Source organism: Enterococcus rivorum, assembly GCF_001742285.1.
GTDB lineage: Bacteria > Bacillota > Bacilli > Lactobacillales > Enterococcaceae > Enterococcus_L > Enterococcus_L rivorum.
Genome location: NZ_MIEK01000023.1, coordinates 153,356 through 175,590, shown reverse-complemented (window position 1 = coordinate 175,590; position 22,235 = coordinate 153,356). Strand labels below are relative to the sequence as shown.

Genomic DNA, 22,235 nt, shown 5'->3' with positions numbered 1-22,235 from the left:
TTGCAGTCCTGTTCAATATCGTGAACGGACAACGACATAAAACTACCGACCAGATTTTTCCAGTCGGTATTTGGTCTAACTTTTGGGTCTCACTACAAAGAACACTACAGGCTCTTCTCTTCAAAATAGCTTCTATTTATTTTTCTAAATACAAGTGCTGCAGTAACTGAACATCTTGGCTGTTCACTTTCAACACTTCTTTAGTATAGTTTTGCACACCACCAAAATGTTGATTGATTAAATCATAGGAATAATCTAAATACTCTTTTTTTACTTCTAATGCTACTTTAGCGCCTGCTAATTGTACATCACTGAACCCACGAGAAGCTGCCTCTGCTAAAAACAGCTCATTTGGTTTTTTCCTTTGCCTATTGGTCGCTAAATAATCTTCATAAATTGTCATTTTTGGAACATCTAGCAGCTCTAGTGTCAACACTGCAGCAATTCCTGTACGGTCTTTCCCTGCAAAACAGTGGAATAACACCCCACCAGTTTCTGTAGAAAGTAATTCTTTAAAATATTTTTGATAGCCCTCTTGAGCACCTTCATTTAAAATGAGATTTTCATAAATCCCCATCATATGTCTATCAACTGCTTTAATGTCCGCCATATCCATCAAGTCTTCCATGCTGCCATTATCATGAACTTCCTTCATAATATCAATCCAATGGTAACTAACATCATTTATTTTATCATCAGGACGGCTAGAAATTTCTTTTTCACCACGCAAATCAATAATTTTCGTCAACTCATGATCATTCAAAGCTTCCACACTAGCTTCATTTAATTGATAAACTTCACCTGAACGCAGCAGACGCTTATTTTTTACTTTTTTTCCATTACTTGACTGATATCCACCAAGTTCTCTAAAATTTGCTAAATTCATAGTTCCTCCTTAAAATCCAAAATATTTTTTTGCTACTACTAAAAAATACTCTTTTTTTCCATTATATCATTAAAAAGAACTAGTCAACATTTTACTTTAAAATCCTTACTAAAAAAGCCAGTAGTAAAGTAATTGACTTACTCTACCACTGACTTCTATTTTATATTCTATAACTTACTAGCTGCCGCCTCATCAATAATCACTACAACATCATTATGATTTTGAAGTGCACTTGCAGGCAAGTCAATTGATACTGGTCCGTCAATCATCCCTTTAACAGCATCTGCTTTTGCTTCACCATACGCCATTAAAATCATTTTCTTCCCTTTCATAATAGAACCAATTCCCATTGAAACAGCCTCTGTTGGTACATCTTCAACTTTGTCAAAATTGCGCTTATTCGCATTAATTGTTGATTCAGTTAATTCCACAACATGGGTTAAACTATCTAAAGGTGTACCTGGCTCGTTAAATCCAATATGACCATTTTGGCCAATTCCTAAAACTTGAATATCAATTGGATGCCCATCAATAATTTCTTCATAGTGTTTACATTCTGCAGCTAAATCTTCTGCTTTCCCATTTGGAACAAAAGTTTCTTTAAATGGCTTTTGATTAAATAATTGGTCGTTCATAAAGTAACGATAACTTTGTTCATCTGTTCCACCTAAACCTACATATTCATCTAAGTTAACAGAAGTCATTTCAGTAAAATCTACTTCACTAGTAACCATTTCTTTATAAAGAGTTTCCGGTGTACTTCCTGTCGCAAGACCTAATACTTTTGCACCATTTTTCATACCTTCTTTAATCAATTCAAAAGCTTTTTTGCCGCCTTCTTCTGCATTTGCTACTTTAATAATTTCCAATTCAATCACTCCCGTTTTTTGGTATAGTCCAATTGTAACATCTATTATTCATTTTTTCTACAAAAAAAATGGCTGAAACAAAACTTTTTTGTTTTGCTCCAGTCTATTCAGTAAAGAAACTCTTAAGTAAATAACTAATAACCATTTGTCGTACTTGGATCAGAGTAACCGTTACTCGCATTCGGATCGACATAATACCCATTTTGATCGTAGTAACCCGATCCTGTTCCAGTATTATTGTTAGCTGTCCCATACCCGTTATTATTGTTTCCATAATTACTATAGTTACTGATATCTTGTGCTTGCATTTGCTCATTAGGCTCTAATCCTAATTGTCCACGTAACTTGGTTTGAACTTCATATAAGTTGGTTGGGTCTAGAATTTGATAATAAATACCATTGATTTCTTGCCCTTCTCCTTCTAATTGTAAAGAATCAACTTTCTTCAAAGAATTCATGTATTTCGACTGAATATCAATCATGTCATCCCAGCTTAAATCAGTTTTCACATTGTCCTTTACAGCATTTAAAATCTTTTGGTATTGACTAATACCACTAAAACTCATTACTTTTTGAAGAATTTTTTCAACAACTTCTCTCTGACGGCGTTGGCGGCCAATATCCCCTTCAGGATCTTCATGACGCATTCTCGCATAAGCTAGACCAACTTCACCATCTAGATGAATTTTTCCAGGAGGCACAATTGTTCCATCTAATTCAAACTCACCTATTGTGTTATTAACTTCAATCCCACCAACCGCATCTATCAAATCTTTAAGACCTTTCATATTAATAGAGACATAACTATCAATTGGAATATCTAATAGATTCTCAACAGTGTCTATAGCCATTGTAGCTCCACCATATGCATAGGCATGATTTAATTTATCTTCGCTGTCATTTCCCACAAGTTTGGTTAAAATATCTCTATCTAAACTAATCATAGTAGATTTTTTTTCTTTAGGATTGATTGTTACAACCATTGTTGTATCGGAACGTCCCTGCTCTGTTCTCCCTAAATCTCCTGTATCAATTCCCATTAACAGTACTGAAAAAGGCTCCTGGGCATCAATATTCACCGCGGTTTCTCTTTTCGAAGACTTACGATCAAGTCCAGCATACACGTCATTTAATGTTGTATTGGCATCAGAATAAATTTTAATTCCATAAGCACAGACACCTGCAACCATTATTAATATCAAACTTAGAACAGTAAGAACTAATTTTTTCCATAAATTCATAAGACACTTCCTCATTATGCAAGAATAAGATTCATTTTCTCCCATTCTCTCATAAAATTCGGCACGTATCAATAATTTCGAGAAAATGGCACGATATCTTAATGTAAATGTAAAATAATGAATACTTGTATTTTACGTAAAATCTAGTCTCTCCCAAACAAATCTCTCGTATAAACTTTTTCTTCTATGTCCTGCAATTCATTTTCAAATCGATTCGAAATAATGACATCGGAAATTTTTTTAAAGGTTTCCATGTCTTTTAATACTTTAGAATGATAAAACTCTTCTGCATCTAGAGTAGGTTCATATACAACTACTTCAATACCTTTCGCTTTCAATCGCTTCATTACACCTTGAATAGAAGAATACCTGAAATTATCGGAGTTCGATTTCATTGTTAACCGATACACTCCAACTACTTTTGGCTTTTTAGCTAAAATTTGCTCAGCAATAAAATCTTTTCTTGTGGTATTAGCATCAACAATTGCACTAATAATATTATTAGGCACTTGATCGAAGTTAGCTCTCAATTGCTTAGTATCTTTTGGCAAACAATATCCTCCATAACCAAAAGATGGATTATTATAGTGTGTTCCAATTCTTGGGTCTAGTCCCACACCCTCAATAATCTGCTTCGAATTTAAGCCACGTGATTCCGCATATGTATCCAATTCGTTAAAATAAGCTACTCGCAAAGCTAAATAAGTATTAGAAAAAAGTTTGATGGCTTCCGCCTCAGTAGAATATGCTAACAATGTAGCCGCATCTTTTTTCACAGTGCTTTCTAAAAACATATCAGCTAACTCTTGTCCCCTATCAGAACACTCTCCAACAATAATTCTTGAAGGATATAAGTTATCATGTAATGCACGCCCTTCACGTAAAAACTCTGGAGAAAAAATAATATTTTCAGTTTTATATTTTTCCTTCAATGATTCTGTATAACCTACTGGGACAGTTGACTTAATAACAAAGGTCGCATCTTTACGGATTTCCAATGCACGTTCAATAACATTTTCAACCGTTGATGTATTGAAATAATTCTTTTTTTCATCATAATCTGTTGGTGTTGCAATAATTAAGTAATCTCCAAATAGAACTGAGTCTTCAAAATCTTTCGTAAAAGTCACATTCAAATCAGTTCTTGACAGAAATTTATGAACTTCTTCGTCTTCTAAAGGAGAAAAACCTTTGTTTAGCATATCGATTTTTTTCTCTATTATATCATATGCTTTCACTTGTTCTTTTTGCGATAATAATAACGCATTAGCTAAGCCTACATAACCGAGGCCGAAGATTGAAATTTTCATATTTCCTCATCTTTCTTCAAGTTCTTATTACTAAAAAACTGATAGAAACTATTTTCATTAATTTTATTTTCTGAGAACTCATACAGAGAATCTAAATTTTCTAGAACATCCTTTTCATTGATAGTACTCCAGTCTATACATTCCAACTTCTTACACACATCATCACTAAACCTTTTTTTTATGACCTTATTTCCTACAAATATAGAATAAGGTGGAACGGATTCTCTTACAACACTTCCAGCTCCTATAATAGCTCCTTGCCTGACAGTAACGCCAGATAAAATTAAAACGTCCCTGCCAATCCAAACATCATCTTCTATTACTATAGGCCCCCTTGAAAAAGACTCAATCCCAACAAATTCCTCAGATAAAAAGCGTTTAAATGGATATGTTGATATCTTCTTGTAATCATGTTCACCGCCCATCAAAAATTTTACTCCTTTAGCAATTGAACAAAAATTTCCAATCTCCACTTTAGCATTCATTTCCTTAAAGTCAATAATTTCTAATGCACCATAGGTAAAATTACCCACTGAAACTAAACTGACATCAAAGACATTACTGGCAGTTGTATAATTATGTTCATTCATCTTTCGCCATATTCTTTTAAAAAAAAATAATTTTAATTTAACTATAAAATATTTTACAAGCATGGTGCCCCTCCAAACATATCTTATTTCCTCTTTATAGAAGGTAACAAAGAAAGGAAATATTTATTTTTACTTACTAATAATATTCCAGAGTAACCAATTAATGACAATATAACAGAAAATACTAGTTGAACTAGTACACTATCAAATTTTCTAGCAATGCCTACACAAATAATTCCAATTAAGATCGACCCGAAAAAGGAAATAATCATACTGGACTTAATATCAATTTTTGAAATATATTTTTTTGAGTAGGCATACGTAAGAACGAGAACGAGAAATTCTGCAATAAGAGTTGATAGTGCTGCTCCAACCTCCTCAATATAGGGAATTGTAATGAAATTCAAGATTATATTAACGATAGCACTTACTATTGTTGCAACAAGTACTTTTTTCTCTTGCTTATACGGTAATAAGACACCATATACAAAAAAAGCAGATAATAAACTAAATATACTTGTTATACTGAGTACAGCTAATGAATGCACACTCTGCTCATAACCAACTCCAGCAACTAAATTAACAATCTCTACACGTAAAAAAATAATCCCCAAAGACATAGGCAGAATAGCTAGTATAATCATATTTAATATTTTATTCAGTAAGATAGAATATTTTTTTATTTCTTTATGCATTACATAAAAAGATAATCTTGGAACTGCAACTAATAAAACTGAATTGGCCAGTTGTTTGAAAATAGTATAAATTTTTGTAGCTGTACTATATATTCCTACAAAATAATTCCCTTTAAGAATGCCTAAAATTGTAATATCCGAATTTAAATAAATCATACTTGCTAAAGAATTAAAGAAAAAAATAGTAAGCCTAGGTAAATGTTTTTTCCAATTTATTCTAAATGTAAACTTCAAATTCACATATTTTTTTGCATGATAATAATTAAATACACTTGAACCGCTGAACGAAAAAACGGTTATAAGAGCATATTTTAAGTAATCACTTGTTTCCTTTACAAATAAAAACATACAAAACAATGAAATAATTTGCACAGCTAAGCTTCGCAACGTAATGTATTGAAAATCTTCTTCTAATGTATATAACCATTCAACTGACAAAGTAGTCCCTAAAATATTAAGACTAAAAATCATTATTAGCAACTGATAATCTTCAAACAAGTTACCCACAAATATTAAAAAAAATATAAAGACATATGCTACAATGGTTGTCACAATATTTAGACTGAAAATTTCAGAACAAAAATGATCAAGTTCCTTTTTATTATCTCGTATACCACTACCTTCTCTTACTCCATATTGAGCAATGCCAAATCCAGCGATAAGAATAAAATAAGAGACGATTGACTTACTAAAATCATATTTCCCTATATTCTCTACATGTAGAACCCTAGCAATATAGGGATATGTTATTAAAGGAAATATTACATTTAGTAATGTTCTCAGTGTATTTAAAACAGCATTTTTTTTTATAGATATAGTTTTCATATTTTAGAGACGCCTCTTCTAAACAATTTTATCCGATAAATAATATATTTTTCAATCATTCCTAAAAAAGAGCAAAAATGATACACTATCCGTTGAATTAAACTTATTTCTAGATACTTATTTAAATAAACTTGTTCAGAATCTCTAACTATCTTTTGCTTTAGAAAAAAATTTTTTATCGTTTTATTTGTAGAACTACCTTGAAAATGAGTAATATAATGCTCACAAAGCACAATTTGTTTATAACCTAGATGTTTCAACTTGTAAAACAATATATTTTCTTCATTGTAAAGAAATGTATCCTCCTCAAAATAACCTGCTTGTTTAAAAGCATTTGCTTTTATAATAAAAAAACATCCCGATAAAACATCTACTACCTGTTTTTTTTTCAGATTATCTGTACTATAAAAACGTGATTTACCCATCTTTTTTAGTACTTTGGTTGTTATTATGGAAGTATTCTGTAGCATCATCACATAGTCTGGTAATCTCCAAGCAAAGTTAAATGCTATATTTCCATTTGTATCACAGATTACTCCTGTTGCTGCTGAAACTTTCTTATCCGCATCTAATTCCTCTAGAATACTTTTAATTGTGTTTTCCTTTACTTCTATATCAGGATTACTAATAATAATGTTTTTTACAGAAAAGTTATTTACTGCATATTTTATTCCAATATTATTTCCATGAGCATATCCCCTATTAACTTTAGCTTCTAAAAAAATTACTTTATCTGTATTTGGTAATTCCAAAAATTTCTGATATGAATTATCCGTTGAATGATTATCAACAACAATATATTTATCCACAGAAGAGAATGTTTCAATTTTACTAAGATAACTGATAGTATTGAAAGCATCGTTATAATTCAGAATTATCATGATATTCATTCCTAAACACCCCTTCAATAATCAAAATAGTTACCATCGTCCAAATTATAGATGGTGTTGTATAAAAAAAGATTTCAATCAACCCATGAGTAACCAATCCAAAATAAGATAAAAGTAATGCTAACTTTACCGGATTATATTCACTACGAAAAAGATTAAAAAAATGTCTTAAAGGATATAAAAAGATGAGAGTGGAAATCATTCCAAATAAGATCCCATAACTACGTAACCCTTCAACAATAAAATTATGTGGATTATCAATATTAGTATATCCAATTCCAAAAACATTGTTTTCAATAGTATTGAGAGCGCTCGAATATAGTATATCTCGTCCTGCTGAAAACCCACTATTTAAAGAATAATTTATCATTTGAATAGTTTGCTTCCCTAGTGAAGATGAAGTGAAAGCAATTATAAAAAGTAACCCTAATATAGTTATTGAAAAAAAATTCTTATATTTATTTTTATTTTTCTTACTTATCAACTCTACAAATATATATATAGCAATTACTGATACCAAAGCTAAGATAGCACCTTTAGACATTGTCAAAATAATTGATAATCCTGAAATAATCGTGAACGGGAACCAATACTTTACTTTAGCAATAATTTCAAATGTAAATATAAATGTCAAAAACATTGAAACATAGTTAGAGTCTCCTAATAAAGTTGAAGAGAATATTTTTATATTATAGTATGAGCCTATTGTGTTTGAAAATTGACCACTATTATAAAAATTAATTGTCAGCTGAATAGTTAAGCTCATTAAAAGAATACGATTAGCAATAATGTATTCTCTTAATTTAAAGTCATAAAAAAAGCTAAGTAACACAACAATAAATCCATAAATAAAAAATGTAACTCCGACTAGTGAAGTAATCCCAGATATCGACCAAAAATAACTAATCAAAGAATAAATTATCATTAAAAACAACAGAAAAAGGTAAATAGAATCATTTTTCTTCACTTTCGCTTGCCGATTTCTAATTAAAAATACTCTGAAAAATTGTATTACAAATATCAACAGCAAACCTATCTCTATGTAACTTAGCTGATAAGCACTATTACCCAACGGTACTAATACCATTACCCCAAAACTCATTAACAAAAAAAGAAGTTGTAACACGCCTGTCCACCTACTTCAACTTATAATTATTTAAACAATTAATAGCTCAAACTTTTTTTCCAAAAATCATACAAGAAAGAGCCTTAAACGCAGACATGTCCTCTTCATAAAGATTTCTATACTTAAATGTAAAACGTAAAATCGGAAAAAAATATAACTTAGGAAATAAAGCTTTAAAAAGAGTTCCTTTATCTTCAAAATATTTCTCATTATAACCATTAAACCAAGTAGAGCCATCATTATAAACATCGGCAATTACGTCTTGTACACTATAAACTTTCAGTCCACTTCTTAATACATCCGTAATAAACAATGTATCCTCTCCAGATCCATTTCCAGTTCCACCACCAAATAATAAAGAAAATGAAACTCTTTGCTCCAAAACGTTTTTTCTTCTGAATGAGAAGCACACTGTTCCGTACTTTAATGCATTCCATAAATGAACTCGGCCATTTTTTTTAACTTTCTCAATCGTTTTTCCATTTTGATGAATTCTGACATTAAAGACAATCATATCTGCATCAGGATAATTACTATATGCTCTTTTCACAATTGACTCATAGGAATCCACATAAACCATATCATCGTCTGCCATTAGACAGATATCACCATTAGCTCTCATTAAAGCCATATTTCTACTTAAACCTACACCTTTTTCACAAAAGGTCATTCCTTTTAAAACAGACTCTTTAATTTTCTCTTTTATTGTACCTAAATCATTATCCGACTGGTTTACAATAAATGCGTCAGTAGTTAAATTCATTTTTTTATAAAGTTCCTTATAAGAAGTGCATTTCATAGTTGACACTAATACTTCTAAAATCACTTACACCACAACTTTCATTACAAATTATTCATCCATTTAAAAGCTTTCCTTTTATTGTTTTAAATATCCAAAATCCCGTTAAATATAAAGAATACCAAAAACCTAGTTTTTCTAATCTATAATATATATACCAATGATACTTGACTAATTTTGATTTTTCAGTAGACAACGAATCTTGTCGCAAGCGATGACTAGATAAATTACTATCTAATCCATATAATACTTTTGATTTTTTAATAATCCCTAACCACATAAAGTAGTCATTTCTCTTTTTCAAGTTTATAATATAAAATTTTCCTAACTGATCAGCATTATAAATAATTGTTGAATTTCCTGGACAATATTTCAATAAACTTTTATAGTCTTGAATGGTTTTTGCTTTAATAATTTTATTTAAAGAATTACCATATTCATCAATTTTTGAATAACTAGTCGCAGTAAAATGATAGTTATTTTCTTTCATGAAACAAATTTGGGTTTGCAATTTTTCTTTTCCCCAAACATCATCACTATCTAAGAAAGCAATATACTTTCCTTGCGCCTTCTTAATCCCTTTATTTCTAGCAAGGGCCCCCCCTTGATTATTAGACAATTCAATAATACTAATTCTAGGTTCATTATCTGCAATACTCCTTGCTATTGCTAAAGTTTGGTCAGTTGAGTGATCATCTACAACAATCAATTCCCAAACAAGATATGTTTGATTAATAACACTTTGAATAGCTGTTTGAATATATTTTTCACAATTATAGGCCGGCATAATAATTGATACCAGCTCTTTTTTCTGATTAAGCATGATTCTTAGTTACCTCTTCTCATTGATTAAAAACAGCATTTATTCCTCATATCTATTTTAAATTTTTTTTCTCATACACCAAATTCCCAAAAGCCTTATTTGTCAACTTCCCAATCTTACCAGGAAGATACCCTAACAGTTTCACAGCCCAGTTCATCCAAGAAAATAGATATATCTTTTTTCCATGAGCCTCAGCTATCTCTCTAACCATATGGCTTGTTCTAACATACTCATCATTTTGCGGAAAAAACATTCCACCCTTCTCTGAATCTATCAACATATGCAAGAATTCTGTCAAATTATCAATAAACAACATCGATCGTTCATTTTTTATATTCGGAAAAATCGGAAGTTTAAGTGCCAGTTTTGTTAATTGTTGATAATTCCCTTTACTCCCCGGTCCGTAAATCATCGGCGGACGAATAATAGCTACTTTGAATACCTCATCTTCAAGTGGTTGAATACCTAACTCAGCCTTCAATTTACTATCACCATAAAAATTAGACGGGTTTGGGACAGTTTTTTTTGTGATCACTCTTTTCTTGTTTACACTTGTTTCTTCACCATAAACAATAATAGAGCTCATGAAAATAAACTGTTTTGCAGTTCCACTTGGACTTCTTTGGCTATCCAATTTAAACTTTTTAGCTGCTTCAATAGTCAAGTCCGTATTAACTTTATAGTAAAGTTTCTTTCCTTCTTCTGTTACTTTCCCAACATCTGCATGAGCTATTCCTGCAACATGAAAGACAACATCATAAACAGAGAAGTCTTGATTTCTCCAAGTCGGATTTTTCAAATCAAGTGTATCAATTTCATAACTCTCTCCATATTGTTCCATCGACTTCTCAAATGAAGTACCTATGTAACTATTCTTCCCTGTAATCAAAATTTTCTTCATTGCTATCCCTCAAACTCACTCTTCCTTTTTTTTAGAAATAACACCTGTTCCACCTTCAACAACACCTTCTGTTTTAAAAACAGAGACAATAGTTCCGACAAAGCATTCCAAATCCATTAAAAAGGATATATTTGCAATGTATTCACCATCAAGCTTCGCTTTAACTAAGATTTCTAGCTCATCTCGACCATTAATTTGGGCCCAACCAGTTAGTCCCGGTCGAACATCATTCACACCAAGTTTATCCCTTGCCTCTATCAAGTCATATTGATTCCACAAAGAAGGTCTGGGTCCTATAACCGCCATATCCCCTTTTAATATATTTATCAACTGAGGTAACTCATCTAAACTAGTTTTCCTTAAAAATTTTCCTATTTTCGTAATATATTGTTCTGGATTATCCAATAAATGCGTTGGCATCTCTTTTGGTGTGTCAATCCTCATCGTACGAAATTTATAGATAGTGAAATTTTTTTTGTTAATGCCAACACGTTTTTGCTTAAATAATATAGGACCTTTTGAATCTAATTTTATCGCAATAATAATCAGTAGAAAAAAGGGAGATAAAACAACTAACCCAATGAAAGATAAGAAAAAGTCAATCATTCTCTTCAAATAATTCTTATACATCGTATTTCTCCCTTGCATCATTTACTCGACTCATTCGCAAATCGAATCAATTCTCTACTCATTTTTTCTTGTTCTACGGGCAATGACGAAACAAATTCTGTCACTTCCTCTAAACAAAACCCTTTTATATTACCAATAAATATCTTTTCGAAAACTTGTCTGGAATTTTTCTCTTTACTTACTAGTAGCTCTTCATATAGTTTTTCGCCTGGCCGGATACCTGTTTCAACAATTTCAATTTGCTTTTCTTGGTAACCACTTAGTTTTATCATGTTTTTTGCCAAGTCAACAATTCTTACAGGTTCGCCCATATCTAGAATAAATATTTCTCCACCCGCTGCTAAAGAACCGGCTTGAATGACTAATCGACTCGCTTCTGGAATCGTCATAAAATAACGTGTCATTCTAAAATCTGTTATGGTAATCGGTCCACCTTTGCTAATCTGTTCTTTAAAAACAGGAATAACGCTCCCACGACTCCCTAAAACATTGCCAAAACGAACCGCACAAAACTTAGTTTTTCCTTTTTCATTCAAGCCAGTAACTATCATCTCTGCAATCCGTTTGGTGGCTCCCATTACATTAGGAGGATTAACTGCTTTATCTGTCGAAACCATTACAAAACTTTCAACTTTAAATGCTTTCGAAGCTTCAGCAACATTCTTAGTGCCAAACACATTATTTTTTAATGCCTCGCTAGGATTTAATTCCATCAAGGGCACATGCTTATGAGCTGCCGCATGATAAACAATATTAGGAGTGTGTTCTTCCATCACTTCAAAAATTCTTTTTCTATCTTGAATATCTGCAATCACAGGAATAATTTCAATTTTCTGACCATTTTGCTTCAATTCTTTCTCAATCAAATAGATCGAATTTTCTCCATGGCCAAGTAACACAATTTTCTTAGGACCGAAGTTCATTATCTGGCGACAAACTTCCGAACCTATCGATCCTCCTGCACCTGTTACTAAAACTGTTTTGTTCGCTAACTGTCCTCTAATTTGCAGCATATCTAGCTTTACTTCATCTCTTCCAAGAAGGTCAACCACATCAATCTCTCTAAGTCTAGAAATAGTGATATTCCCAGAAGCAACCTCTTCTAAAGCAGGCATTGAATTTATTGGTAAGCCTAAGGGGGTTATAATCGTAAGTATTTGCTGTAAATCTTCTGGGGATAACGAAGGAATTGCAATTGTAAGCATCTCAACATCAAACTCTTTAACTAATTGTGGAATTTTATTAGTCGAACCTAAAATTTTTACTCCAGCTAAGTATGTATGGAGCTTATCAGGTGAATCATCGATAAAACCAACCACTTGAATATCCCCATTTGTGGTTGAGCTACTCAAACTGTTCAATAAGATCCGACCAGCTTCACCGGCTCCAATAATCAACGTTTTCTTGGCATTAGGATTTACTATCTTGGTCTTGTTTAAAGATTCAATAATCAAGCGCCAAACTACTCGACTTAAAATAATGAAAAATGTTGAAAGTAAATAGGTTAAAATAACATAACGTCGACTATAAGATTCACCTGTAAGAAATAAAATCAGAAACTCTATTCCAGAACTGAGACTGGTTGCAGCAAAAACTGCTCCCATCTCTTTTATGTTTGTAAAACGATTAATTCTAGTAAAAACTTTTAATACAAATCCCCACACTATGTAAAGCCCCAATTGAATTAAAAAAACAGCTACAAAAAAAGTAGTCGTCACTTCTACATAGGGAAACATATATACATATGAAAAAAGATTTGCAATCAGAATGATTAGTGAATCTACTAGTAGTAGCACTAATATTTTTGCTCTTCTTGTCATACCAACAACCTGCACTTTCTAAAACAACTTAAATTTCATCCTTTTTATTTCGGTGTACTCTGGGACGACTACCTCATCGCCATTCAGTATATCCTTAACTGTTTGTTGCATAGCTATAACCTTCTCTGAACCTAAATCTTTTGCTATCTGTTCATAGGCCTCCTTCATAAAGAAACCACGTTTACCAGTATTATGAGCATCCGATGCTATGATATGGGCCATATTATTTTCAACCATTTGCTTAGCTATTTTTCCAATTTTCTTTCCAAATCCTCCCAAATAACTGGCAGCTGTTACTTGTGTCAAAACACCCATTTCTAGAAACGGAATCAAATCATTGGGCGTTTCCATTAGCTGGTAGTTTCTTTCTGGATGAACAATAATTGGTGTGTGTCCTTTTGTCAACAATTCAAAAAGCAGTTTATCTGCATACGACGGAATCTCTCTCGTCGGCAATTCAATCAAAATATATTTATTAGACAAATCAGCAAATAATATTTCTTTTTTTATAATTTCATCTACTAAAGAACCGCCAATCCGAACTTCCTGTCCTTCAAATAAAGTCAAAGGAATATCTCTCAAGTCCAACTCTTGCTGTAATTCCGAAACTTTAGAAATGACTTTCTTTGCTGGATTGCTATACCTTCCATTATTATGATGCGGTGTACATAAAATATGAGATATCCCTTGCTGTACAGCGCTCTCTGCCATCAAAATAGAATCTGCTAATGATTGTGCCCCATCATCTATTTTAGGTAAAATATGACAATGTAAATCAATCATCTTTAATCTCCTTTAACTATAACTACTTTCTAATTTCCATAATAATATCCTTGGTCTGAAGCATTTTTTGCCCCATTATAAATGACGCCTATAACATTCGCGTTAACCATTTGTAATAAAGTTTTGGCTTTTAACATAGAGTCTTTTTTTGACACATTTTCGCGAACAACTAGCATCGTTCCGTCTGCCTTTGATGCCACAATTTGTGCATCCGTTACAGTAACAACTGGTGGCATATCAAAAATCACTAAATCATACTCTCTTTTTAAGTCCTTAATTAATTGATTCATCTTGACTGATCCAAGTAACTCTGAAGGATTTGGTGGTTTCGGTCCACTCGTAATCACAGAGAGGTTATCAATTCCAACTGGCTGAACAACTTGTTCTAAACTTGTATTCCTATTACTTAGTAAGGAACTTAATCCTCTAGTATTGGATACTGCGAACGTTTTAGCAATGGTAGGTTTTCTCATATCAGCATCTACCAACAATACTTTTTGCCCGGCATTGGCAAAAACAATTGCTATATTTGCTGAAGAAGTGGATTTCCCTTCACCTGGTCCTGATGATGTCACCACCAACGTTTTCAACTCTCTATCAACCATAGCATATTGAATATTGGTACGAATTGTTCGATATTGTTCTGATACAGGAGAAGATTTATCGGCCATTGTAATTAAACTTACTGCTTTTGTTTCTTGTCTTTTAGGTTGTCTCAATTTTGACATCATTTATTCTCCTTTTTACAATCTTGAACGACTTCTGCGTGAAAATGTTTGATCGTCTTCATTCGTATCTGATTCTCTATCTTCTTTAAAGTCTTTTTTATCTAGGGGAATTTGCATTCCACTTTCATCAGAATTAGAACGAATGATTTTTGTGTTTAGTTCTTTGACAGTCATGTTAGGTACGACTCCTAGTATGGTTAAACCAAGCTCCTCTTCAACAAAACGAGCATCTTTAATTGTTTTATCAAACAACTCTAAAACAAACGAGATACCAATACCAATCATCGCTCCAAGTAACACACCAATCATTAAATTTAATTTATTATTTGGAGAAACTGGCGTTCCACTGGCAACTGCATCAGAAATAATCGTAATTTTGTCTACATTTAACATATCTTTAGCTTTTTCTTGGAAAACTAAAGCCGTTTGATTCGCGATATTCTGTGACACAATTCCATTCGTTCCTGTCGAAACAATCGAAAACATTTGTGAATTTTGAGATTGCTCTACCTCTATGCTTTCTCTTAAAGATGAAACTGTCATTTCCGTTTGAAATTCATTTTTCATTTTTTGTTGTACTTCACCCATTACAGAGTCACTTTTAATCAGATCCTTATATGTGGTAATCATTTGTAAATTCGCATTAATATCATTGACATTGGCTGTTTCTGTTTGAGGCAAACGAACGATCAGCTGCGCTTGTGAACTATATTTGGGCGTAATAACAAAAAAGGTAATTAAACCAGTCAAACCCAATCCTAAAAACATACTGATTAAAATTAGTCCTATACGTTTTTTTAATATTCCGAATATTTCTTGTAAACTAATCGTCTCTTCCATCTTTTCCTCCAATTATTTACTACTGAATGTTTCCTTTTAATCTTTCCAGATAAATTACCACTTAAAGGTGAACTCAAGTCTGGAAATACTTCATTCTATTTTTTGTTCAGTTGGATTTTCAACTCTGAACGAACTCTTGCTAATTCTGCATCACTTATTCCTTGATAAGAAATTCCATCCTGCATAAATCCTTCTCCTTGTAACTGATCCGATTGAATATTTCCAAAAGCAGAACTGTAATCTAGTGCAAGAGTTTTCATATCAGTCCAAGTTAAATCTGTTTTGATATTCGATTGAATAGCTTGTAAAATCGATTGATATTTTGTGACATTAGAAAAAGAGAGCGATTTATTAGCAATTGCCATCACTACTTTTCTTTGTCGTTCTTGTCTACCATAGTCCCCGTTAGGATCTTCATATCTCATTCTAGAATACGCTAATGCTTGCTCCCCGTTCAAATGAATGTTCCCTACAGAAAAATGCTGATTGTTCTGTGAAAAATCAAGAGTATTGTTTACCTCAATTCCATCTACTGCATCCACCAATTCCTTCAATCCCATCATATTAATTGAAACATAATAATCAATTGGAATATCCATTAATTGTTCGATTGAAGCTAATGTCATAGACGTTCCACCGAATGCGTAGGCGTGGTTAATTTTATCTTGCGTTCCTCGACCAACAATTTCAGTGTATGTATCCCTCGCAACACTCACGAGAGTTGTTTTGTTTTCATCAGGATTAATTGTCGCTACCATAATAGTATCTGATCGTCCTTGTTCTGTTCGGCCTAAATCACCACTATCTATTCCTAGTAAAAGAATTGAAAAAGGCTCTTTTTTAGACAAATTTACTTTCTCTTGTCTCTTTTGTCCAATATTTTTTGGCCTTTCTACTGATTCAAATGTACCTTCAGCCGTTTTGGAAATATCGTAATATAATTTTGCTCCTACTCCTAAAACAATTAAAACCAATGATAAAACAATTCCTAAAACAGCTAGAAAAATCTTTTTCTTTGTAGACATTTTTTCCCCATCCTAATTCTAAAATGTATTCTTCTCTTCTCTTTTCTCTCAAGTTGTAGTTACGTAAAACAAATCACTATTGCACAATAGGATTTCCAAACTCGTCTACAAAGTTTTGCTCTAGCCCCTGTTGCTGAACTGGAATGACAGGGTTTTCTTCAAGTTGCGGCTTCTGAGCAGACACTCCTAGTAATAGGGCAATTTTACTTAATTTCTCAGACAACTCTTGTCTCATTTTTTCATTTTTCAATAAAGTCAATTTGTTCGACTCTACTAAATACGTATCATAATTTGCTTTTTCAGTCAGAGTTTCCCCATCAAGCATTTCATTAATCGCTTTTTTCATTTGCTCATACTGTTCAATTTGTTCTTGTGCACTATTCAGATAGAGCATCATCGTTTTACGCCACTCATCATTATAAAGCCCTACTTCTTCTCTAACTTTATTGATTTCTCCGATAGTGGTTGTCTCTTCAATTGAGTGAGTCAAATTTTCTGAATTCCAACTATTGATTGATTCAGTAAATAAGCCATTAATTCGTACTTGTAGTCGATACTTACGCTGAGCATCAGTGACTTTTTGCGTTAATTCTTCTTTTTTCTTGATTAATGTCTCATCTACATCTATATCGGCTTCTTCTAACCCAAAATCTTCTGCAGTAGTTTTTAACGTTAAAAGAGTACTAGCAACTTGCGACACGGTCTCTTCTTTCAAGTCGTCTGCTAAAAATACTTGTTGCTTATCTTTAAATAGTCCATCAACAGCTGTAGTTAATTTATCTTTTTTTTGCTTTTCGCTTTTTAATGTTATTTCTGCATACTCTATTTTTTGTCTTTTTTGCTTATCCGCGCTTACTTTATATCCCAAAATACAAATCCCAATTGAAATTACTATTATCATGCTTGCAATTCCAATTTTAAAAAAATTCCTATTAAGCACGCTCCCACTCCTTAAAAACAGCCAATTGCACTTCATTTTTCATTTTATAAAGTAGAGATTCATATTCTTATATAAATCCTCTACTTTATAAAGGCTATCAGAACTAGCATCACTTTTCAATCGTTTTTTAATCATTTTGAAAATTATTTTTCTAAATTTAAAACAAAAAATAAAAGAAAATACTAGTTTTATTTCACTTTGATCCTATAAAGTCATTTTAAAAGCTTCAAGAATGCAGTGTAAGCTTCTTGTTCTCTCGTTTGAATTATATCGATTTTATCATAATTTTTATTTAAAAATTCTGAAAAAGTTCCTTCTATTTTATGAGTAACTGTTGCATTGCCTATTAATTCCATCCAATAACCACCATCATCATCTTCATGAACAACCGTTTTAACTATCCCTCCCATGTTTTTTACCGTTATCATTTCATAGAAGTGACCGTCTTTCAGTAATGTATACATTAAGCTACTAGCACACATCGCCGTTCCACAGGCACTAGTAAAACCAACTCCACGTTCATACGTTCGAACAAATAGTTCATTCTTTCCAAGCACTTCTACAAAACTAACATTAATACCATCAGGAAAAATAGGATTTTCTCTATTAACATAAGATGCAATCCGCTCAAATTCATCACTCACTAAAGTTTCATGATCCACAAAAGTTATTAGGTGGGGATTGGGAACAGCTACTACAGAAAATCTTAAGGTTTGTGACAACTCAGGTATGATTTTATTAATGAGGGTATTGTCGTTTATATTCATATGAATGGTTTCCGCTTCAAAGCTAACCGGAGAAATTTCAACCTGATAAGTTTCTACATTTTCTCCTAAAGGTTGAGCTTTCCGCACTTTCAAATCTGCAAACATAGTTTCAACAGTAAAATGTGGCATATTATATTTCTCGGCTAAATACCGCGCAACAGTCCTCAAACCATTTCCGCACATGCTTGCTTCGCTACCGTCACTATTGATAACTCGCATCTTCGCAACGGCTGTTCCATGTTCTGCTTTCTCTACCAATAAGATACCATCAGCACCGCCTAGTAGTCCGTTACTTCGATCGCATAAACTCACCCGTAATTCATCAATTTCAGTTTCTGTAAACATTCGTGGCAAAGTAGTCTCATCAATTAGGAAAAAATCATTCTCAGAGCCGTGGACCTTTTGAACTATCATCTTCATTGTACTAATTCCTCTTTTCTTATCTTTTTTATATCAAGTATGGCATAAATAGCGAGTTAAAACAATCAATCTTAGCCAACAAATATCGTCTCGTTAAGTAACACATTACACTTTGCTATGTTATTCCTTAATTGCTTTCCGCTGCTTTTTAAAAGCTAAAAATATTTAAATCTAAAACAGCAACAACACTAGAAGAATAAAAAACAGCAAATAAGAAATGTTCGTATAAAAATCACCAAAATTATTATTATTTTCATTCCAAAACATAATTTTTTTTATTTTCCCTTTAAATCATTTCAATTTGCTTCTTAAAATGAAGTAACGTACTTGATAAATGGATACTTTTCGCTTTCCATCTTTTATTTATAAGCAAAAAAAAGATGGAAAGCGATATTCTCTCCATCTTTTGTATTTCTATTTAGCTGCTGCAAAATGCTCGTTTACTTTATTCCAGTTAACAACATTCCAAAATGCTTCAATATAATCTGGACGAACATTTTTGTATTTCAAGTAATACGCATGTTCCCATACATCTAGTCCTAAAACAGGTGTTTTCCCTTCCATTAAAGGAGAATCTTGGTTGGCAGTTGATACTACTTCTAATTTGCCATCATTTACTACTAACCAAGCCCAGCCTGAACCAAAACGACCAGTAGCTGCGACTTTAAAAGCCTCTTTTAATTGTTCAAAACTTCCAAATGTAGCATCAATTGCTGCTTTGATATCGCCAGTAGGCGCACCACCAGCATTGGGTGCCATAATATTCCAGAAAAATGTATGGTTTGCATGTCCACCACCATTATTACGTACCGCTGTACGAATATCTTCTGGAATAGCATCCATATCAGAAATCAACTCTTCGACAGTTTTTGTTCCTAGTTCAGGGTGTTTCTCAATTGCCCCATTTAAATTTGTCACATACGTGTTATGATGCTTATCATGGTGTAAATGCATTGTTTCAACATCAATGTAAGGTTCTAACGCGTCATAAGCATAAGGTAAATCCGGTAAAATGTAAGTCATTTTAAAATCCTCCCAAAAATTAGTTAAAAGCTTTCATACAACTATAAGGATACCAGACTTGTCAAAAATCTCCAAAAAAACTGCTTACATTAATAGCTAGCAACTTGTTTTTCTCTCTTAACTCCTATAAAATGACCAGTGTATTCAATTTCAAGTTAGGAGACTATACAATGAATAATTTCACTCTATTTAAATCTTCAATCATTAATATCCCAGAGCTTAATCAGGGGAAAAAAATGTCTTTTTGGAAAGTCATTATATATATCTTTTTTTTAAGTGCCATTCTTGCAGTTCCAGTAACAAAGCAGGTGTTCACCATTGCTGAAGATATAAAACAAGATGGGCAAGAAATCGCAAAAAAATTACCTGAATTTGAAATCAAAGATGGAAAGTTAGTCACTTCAAAAAATGCAGAAGGGTTCATCTATCAAACCAATTCAATAATCTTCACATTTGATCCTCAAGGAAAACGTTCTGTTAACGATGTCCGCGGTGATTTAATCGGAAATGCTTTTGGCGTTGCTTTTTTGAAAGATGAATTCTTAATCGTCCTTAACAGTTCTAGTGCTGCTGATGCTGTTTTAGGCTCTGATCAATTTGAAATTCCATACTCAAATGAGATTTTAGATGGAATCAATCAACAATCCTTGAAAGATTTTCTAGATGAAACAGGGATCCCTTGGTGGAGTAAGCTGATTGTCTTTGCCATTTCTCTATATCCAGTTTTCTTAAGCTTAATTATAAACTTGCTTCTAATTGCTATAGGAGCTAGTTTTTACAGTAAAATGAAGTTTTATTCGCTACGTTTTCTAGATTGTCTCAAAATTGTCACGTATTGCACAACTTTACCTATCATCCTAAGTAGTACGATCCGTTGGTTTACCCCTTCTTTTGATGACAGTTTTTTAATTATTATGGTCAGCCTATTATTCTTTTTCTTAGCTACTCGAAATGAAGTACGACATCTACCAACTTTACCAAAGTAAATCTTAAGGTTTTTTTACTGATTTAAATCTGATTTATGTGCTAATATATAGGGAGTAACAGCGAATAAATAGAGTATCCTTTTACTTACACATCCTGTTGCGATTAGTAACTAACTATTTATTACTGTTGGCGAGAGCGGAATAAAATTTTAGTTTTTTTCCACTCCCAATGATAAATTAAAGGAGAGATCTAAATGGGAGAAATAACTCATCGTAAAAATACACAGCCTGTAAAAGTAGGTAACTTAGTTATCGGCGGCAAAAATGAGCTCTTTATCCAAAGTATGTGTACAACCAAAACCCATGATGTCGAAAGCACTGTTGCACAAATTAAACGCTTAGAAGATGCTGGTTGTCAAATTGTGCGTGTTGCGGTTCCAGATGAAGCTGCTGCTAATGCTCTTGGTGATATTAAACGCCAGATTTCTATTCCCTTAGTTGCTGATATTCATTTTGATTATCGTCTAGCTCTTAAAGCGATTGAACAAGGTGTTGACAAAATACGAATCAACCCAGGAAACATTGGTAGAAAAGACCGGGTTGAAAAAGTGGTTACAGCTTGTAAAGAGAAAAATATTCCTATTCGTATCGGTGTTAATGCTGGTTCTTTGGAAAAAAAACATTTACAAAAATACGGTTATCCAACTGCAGAAGCAATGGTTGCGAGTGCCGTCGATCATATTAAAATTTTAGAAGATTTAGATTTCCGCGATATTATTGTTTCTCTAAAAGCAAGTGATGTTTCATTAGCGATTGAGGCTTACACATTGGCAGCCCAAACATTCGATTATCCTTTACACTTAGGTATTACCGAAGCAGGAACTAAATTCTCTGGTGGGATTAAATCAGCAGCCGGGTTGGGAGCCTTGCTTTCAAGAGGTATTGGAAATACTTGCCGAGTTTCTTTATCAGCCGATCCTGTTGAGGAAATTAAAGTCGCAAAAGAAGTCTTAAAATCTTTCGGATTAGCTAGTAATGCAGCAACTCTTATTTCATGCCCAACATGTGGCAGAATTGAAATCGATCTAATTCCTATTGCAAACGAAATTGAAGAATATATAGACAAAATTAAAGCACCTATCAAAGTTGCGGTTCTCGGTTGTGCCGTAAATGGTCCCGGTGAAGCTCGCGAAGCAGATATTGGTATTGCAGGCGGAAACGGAAAAGGGATGCTCTTTAAAAAAGGTAAAATCATCCGGACTGTTCCTGAGGAAATAATGGTTGCAGAATTAAAAAAAGAAGTTGATTTATTAGCAGCAGCTTATGCTCGCGGTGAAGAAATCTAATTCACGAAGATTGAATCCTCAAGCAGTGATTC

Annotated in this window: 22 protein-coding genes; 2 read left to right on the top strand and 20 right to left on the bottom strand. The window is 32.8% G+C overall.

The window, feature by feature from the left end; all coding sequences use genetic code 11:
* Positions 1-136: 136 nt before the first annotated feature.
* The 20 genes from BCR26_RS09405 to BCR26_RS09310 all read right to left on the bottom strand — a co-directional run bounded on the left by BCR26_RS09405 (position 137) and on the right by BCR26_RS09310 (position 19,931).
* Positions 137-886 carry a tyrosine-protein phosphatase gene (locus BCR26_RS09405; protein WP_069698727.1) on the bottom strand — a complete coding sequence of 250 codons (750 nt, stop codon included), beginning with the start codon at positions 884-886 and terminating at the stop codon, positions 137-139.
* 167 nt (positions 887-1,053) lie between these two features.
* Complete coding sequence (gene nagB / locus BCR26_RS09400; protein ID WP_069698726.1) at positions 1,054-1,755, bottom strand: glucosamine-6-phosphate deaminase; 702 nt, start codon at positions 1,753-1,755, stop codon at positions 1,054-1,056.
* A 134-nt stretch (positions 1,756-1,889) separates the two neighbouring features.
* Positions 1,890-2,996, bottom strand: coding sequence for an LCP family glycopolymer transferase (locus BCR26_RS09395; protein ID WP_069698725.1), 1,107 nt, complete (start codon positions 2,994-2,996; stop codon positions 1,890-1,892).
* A gap of 143 nt (positions 2,997-3,139) precedes the next feature.
* Positions 3,140-4,306, bottom strand: a complete 1,167-nt coding sequence (locus tag BCR26_RS09390) for a nucleotide sugar dehydrogenase (RefSeq protein ID WP_069698724.1) — start codon at positions 4,304-4,306, stop codon at positions 3,140-3,142.
* Positions 4,303-4,959: a CatB-related O-acetyltransferase gene (locus BCR26_RS09385; protein WP_069698723.1), complete on the bottom strand. Its 657-nt coding sequence runs from the start codon at positions 4,957-4,959 to the stop codon at positions 4,303-4,305. Before BCR26_RS09385 ends, BCR26_RS09390 begins: the two co-directional genes overlap by 4 nt.
* 20 nt (positions 4,960-4,979) lie before the next feature.
* Positions 4,980-6,416, bottom strand: a complete 1,437-nt coding sequence (locus BCR26_RS09380; protein WP_069698722.1) for a flippase — start codon at positions 6,414-6,416, stop codon at positions 4,980-4,982.
* Positions 6,413-7,306 (bottom strand): glycosyltransferase, encoded by an 894-nt coding sequence (locus BCR26_RS09375; RefSeq protein WP_069698721.1) that lies wholly within the window; start codon positions 7,304-7,306, stop codon positions 6,413-6,415. The genes BCR26_RS09380 and BCR26_RS09375 overlap by 4 nt, the downstream gene beginning before the upstream one ends.
* Positions 7,278-8,432 carry an O-antigen ligase family protein gene (locus BCR26_RS09370; protein ID WP_069698720.1) on the bottom strand — a complete coding sequence of 385 codons (1,155 nt, stop codon included), beginning with the start codon at positions 8,430-8,432 and terminating at the stop codon, positions 7,278-7,280. The genes BCR26_RS09375 and BCR26_RS09370 overlap by 29 nt, the downstream gene beginning before the upstream one ends.
* Positions 8,433-8,478: 46 nt before the next feature.
* Positions 8,479-9,258 carry a glycosyltransferase family A protein gene (locus BCR26_RS09365; protein ID WP_139124920.1) on the bottom strand — a complete coding sequence of 260 codons (780 nt, stop codon included), beginning with the start codon at positions 9,256-9,258 and terminating at the stop codon, positions 8,479-8,481.
* A gap of 28 nt (positions 9,259-9,286) precedes the next feature.
* The gene (locus BCR26_RS09360) at positions 9,287-10,054 is read right to left on the bottom strand and encodes a glycosyltransferase family 2 protein (protein ID WP_069698718.1); all 768 of its coding nucleotides are present in this window, start codon (positions 10,052-10,054) and stop codon (positions 9,287-9,289) included.
* Between the two features lie 52 nt (positions 10,055-10,106).
* Positions 10,107-10,955: an NAD-dependent epimerase/dehydratase family protein gene (locus BCR26_RS09355; protein ID WP_069698717.1), complete on the bottom strand. Its 849-nt coding sequence runs from the start codon at positions 10,953-10,955 to the stop codon at positions 10,107-10,109.
* A gap of 15 nt (positions 10,956-10,970) precedes the next feature.
* The gene (locus tag BCR26_RS09350; protein ID WP_069698736.1) at positions 10,971-11,585 is read right to left on the bottom strand and encodes a sugar transferase; all 615 of its coding nucleotides are present in this window, start codon (positions 11,583-11,585) and stop codon (positions 10,971-10,973) included.
* Between the two features lie 17 nt (positions 11,586-11,602).
* A complete protein-coding gene (locus BCR26_RS09345) occupies positions 11,603-13,405 on the bottom strand; it encodes a polysaccharide biosynthesis protein (RefSeq protein WP_069698735.1) in 1,803 nt (600 codons plus the stop codon).
* 18 nt (positions 13,406-13,423) lie between these two features.
* On the bottom strand, positions 13,424-14,188 hold the full coding sequence (locus tag BCR26_RS09340; protein ID WP_069698716.1) for a tyrosine-protein phosphatase: 765 nt from the start codon (positions 14,186-14,188) through the stop codon (positions 13,424-13,426).
* A 29-nt stretch (positions 14,189-14,217) separates the two neighbouring features.
* On the bottom strand, positions 14,218-14,919 hold the full coding sequence (locus BCR26_RS09335) for a CpsD/CapB family tyrosine-protein kinase (RefSeq protein WP_084387096.1): 702 nt from the start codon (positions 14,917-14,919) through the stop codon (positions 14,218-14,220).
* A gap of 12 nt (positions 14,920-14,931) precedes the next feature.
* On the bottom strand, positions 14,932-15,756 hold the full coding sequence (locus BCR26_RS09330; RefSeq protein ID WP_069698714.1) for a YveK family protein: 825 nt from the start codon (positions 15,754-15,756) through the stop codon (positions 14,932-14,934).
* Positions 15,757-15,851: 95 nt separating this feature from the next.
* The gene (locus tag BCR26_RS09325) at positions 15,852-16,781 is read right to left on the bottom strand and encodes an LCP family glycopolymer transferase (RefSeq protein ID WP_069698713.1); all 930 of its coding nucleotides are present in this window, start codon (positions 16,779-16,781) and stop codon (positions 15,852-15,854) included.
* A gap of 76 nt (positions 16,782-16,857) precedes the next feature.
* Positions 16,858-17,682, bottom strand: a complete 825-nt coding sequence (locus tag BCR26_RS09320; protein ID WP_139124919.1) for a hypothetical protein — start codon at positions 17,680-17,682, stop codon at positions 16,858-16,860.
* 251 nt (positions 17,683-17,933) lie between these two features.
* A complete protein-coding gene (gene dapF, locus BCR26_RS09315) occupies positions 17,934-18,902 on the bottom strand; it encodes a diaminopimelate epimerase (protein WP_209591788.1) in 969 nt (322 codons plus the stop codon).
* A gap of 420 nt (positions 18,903-19,322) precedes the next feature.
* Positions 19,323-19,931, bottom strand: coding sequence for a superoxide dismutase (locus tag BCR26_RS09310; protein WP_069698710.1), 609 nt, complete (start codon positions 19,929-19,931; stop codon positions 19,323-19,325).
* Positions 19,932-20,101: 170 nt separating this feature from the next.
* On the opposite strand from BCR26_RS09310, the gene BCR26_RS09305 reads away from it, so the two are divergent.
* Positions 20,102-20,917, top strand: coding sequence for a DUF1189 domain-containing protein (locus tag BCR26_RS09305; protein WP_069698709.1), 816 nt, complete (start codon positions 20,102-20,104; stop codon positions 20,915-20,917).
* 194 nt (positions 20,918-21,111) lie between these two features.
* The gene (gene ispG / locus BCR26_RS09300) at positions 21,112-22,203 is read left to right on the top strand and encodes a flavodoxin-dependent (E)-4-hydroxy-3-methylbut-2-enyl-diphosphate synthase (protein WP_069698708.1); all 1,092 of its coding nucleotides are present in this window, start codon (positions 21,112-21,114) and stop codon (positions 22,201-22,203) included.
* The last annotated feature ends 32 nt before the right edge of the window (positions 22,204-22,235 follow it).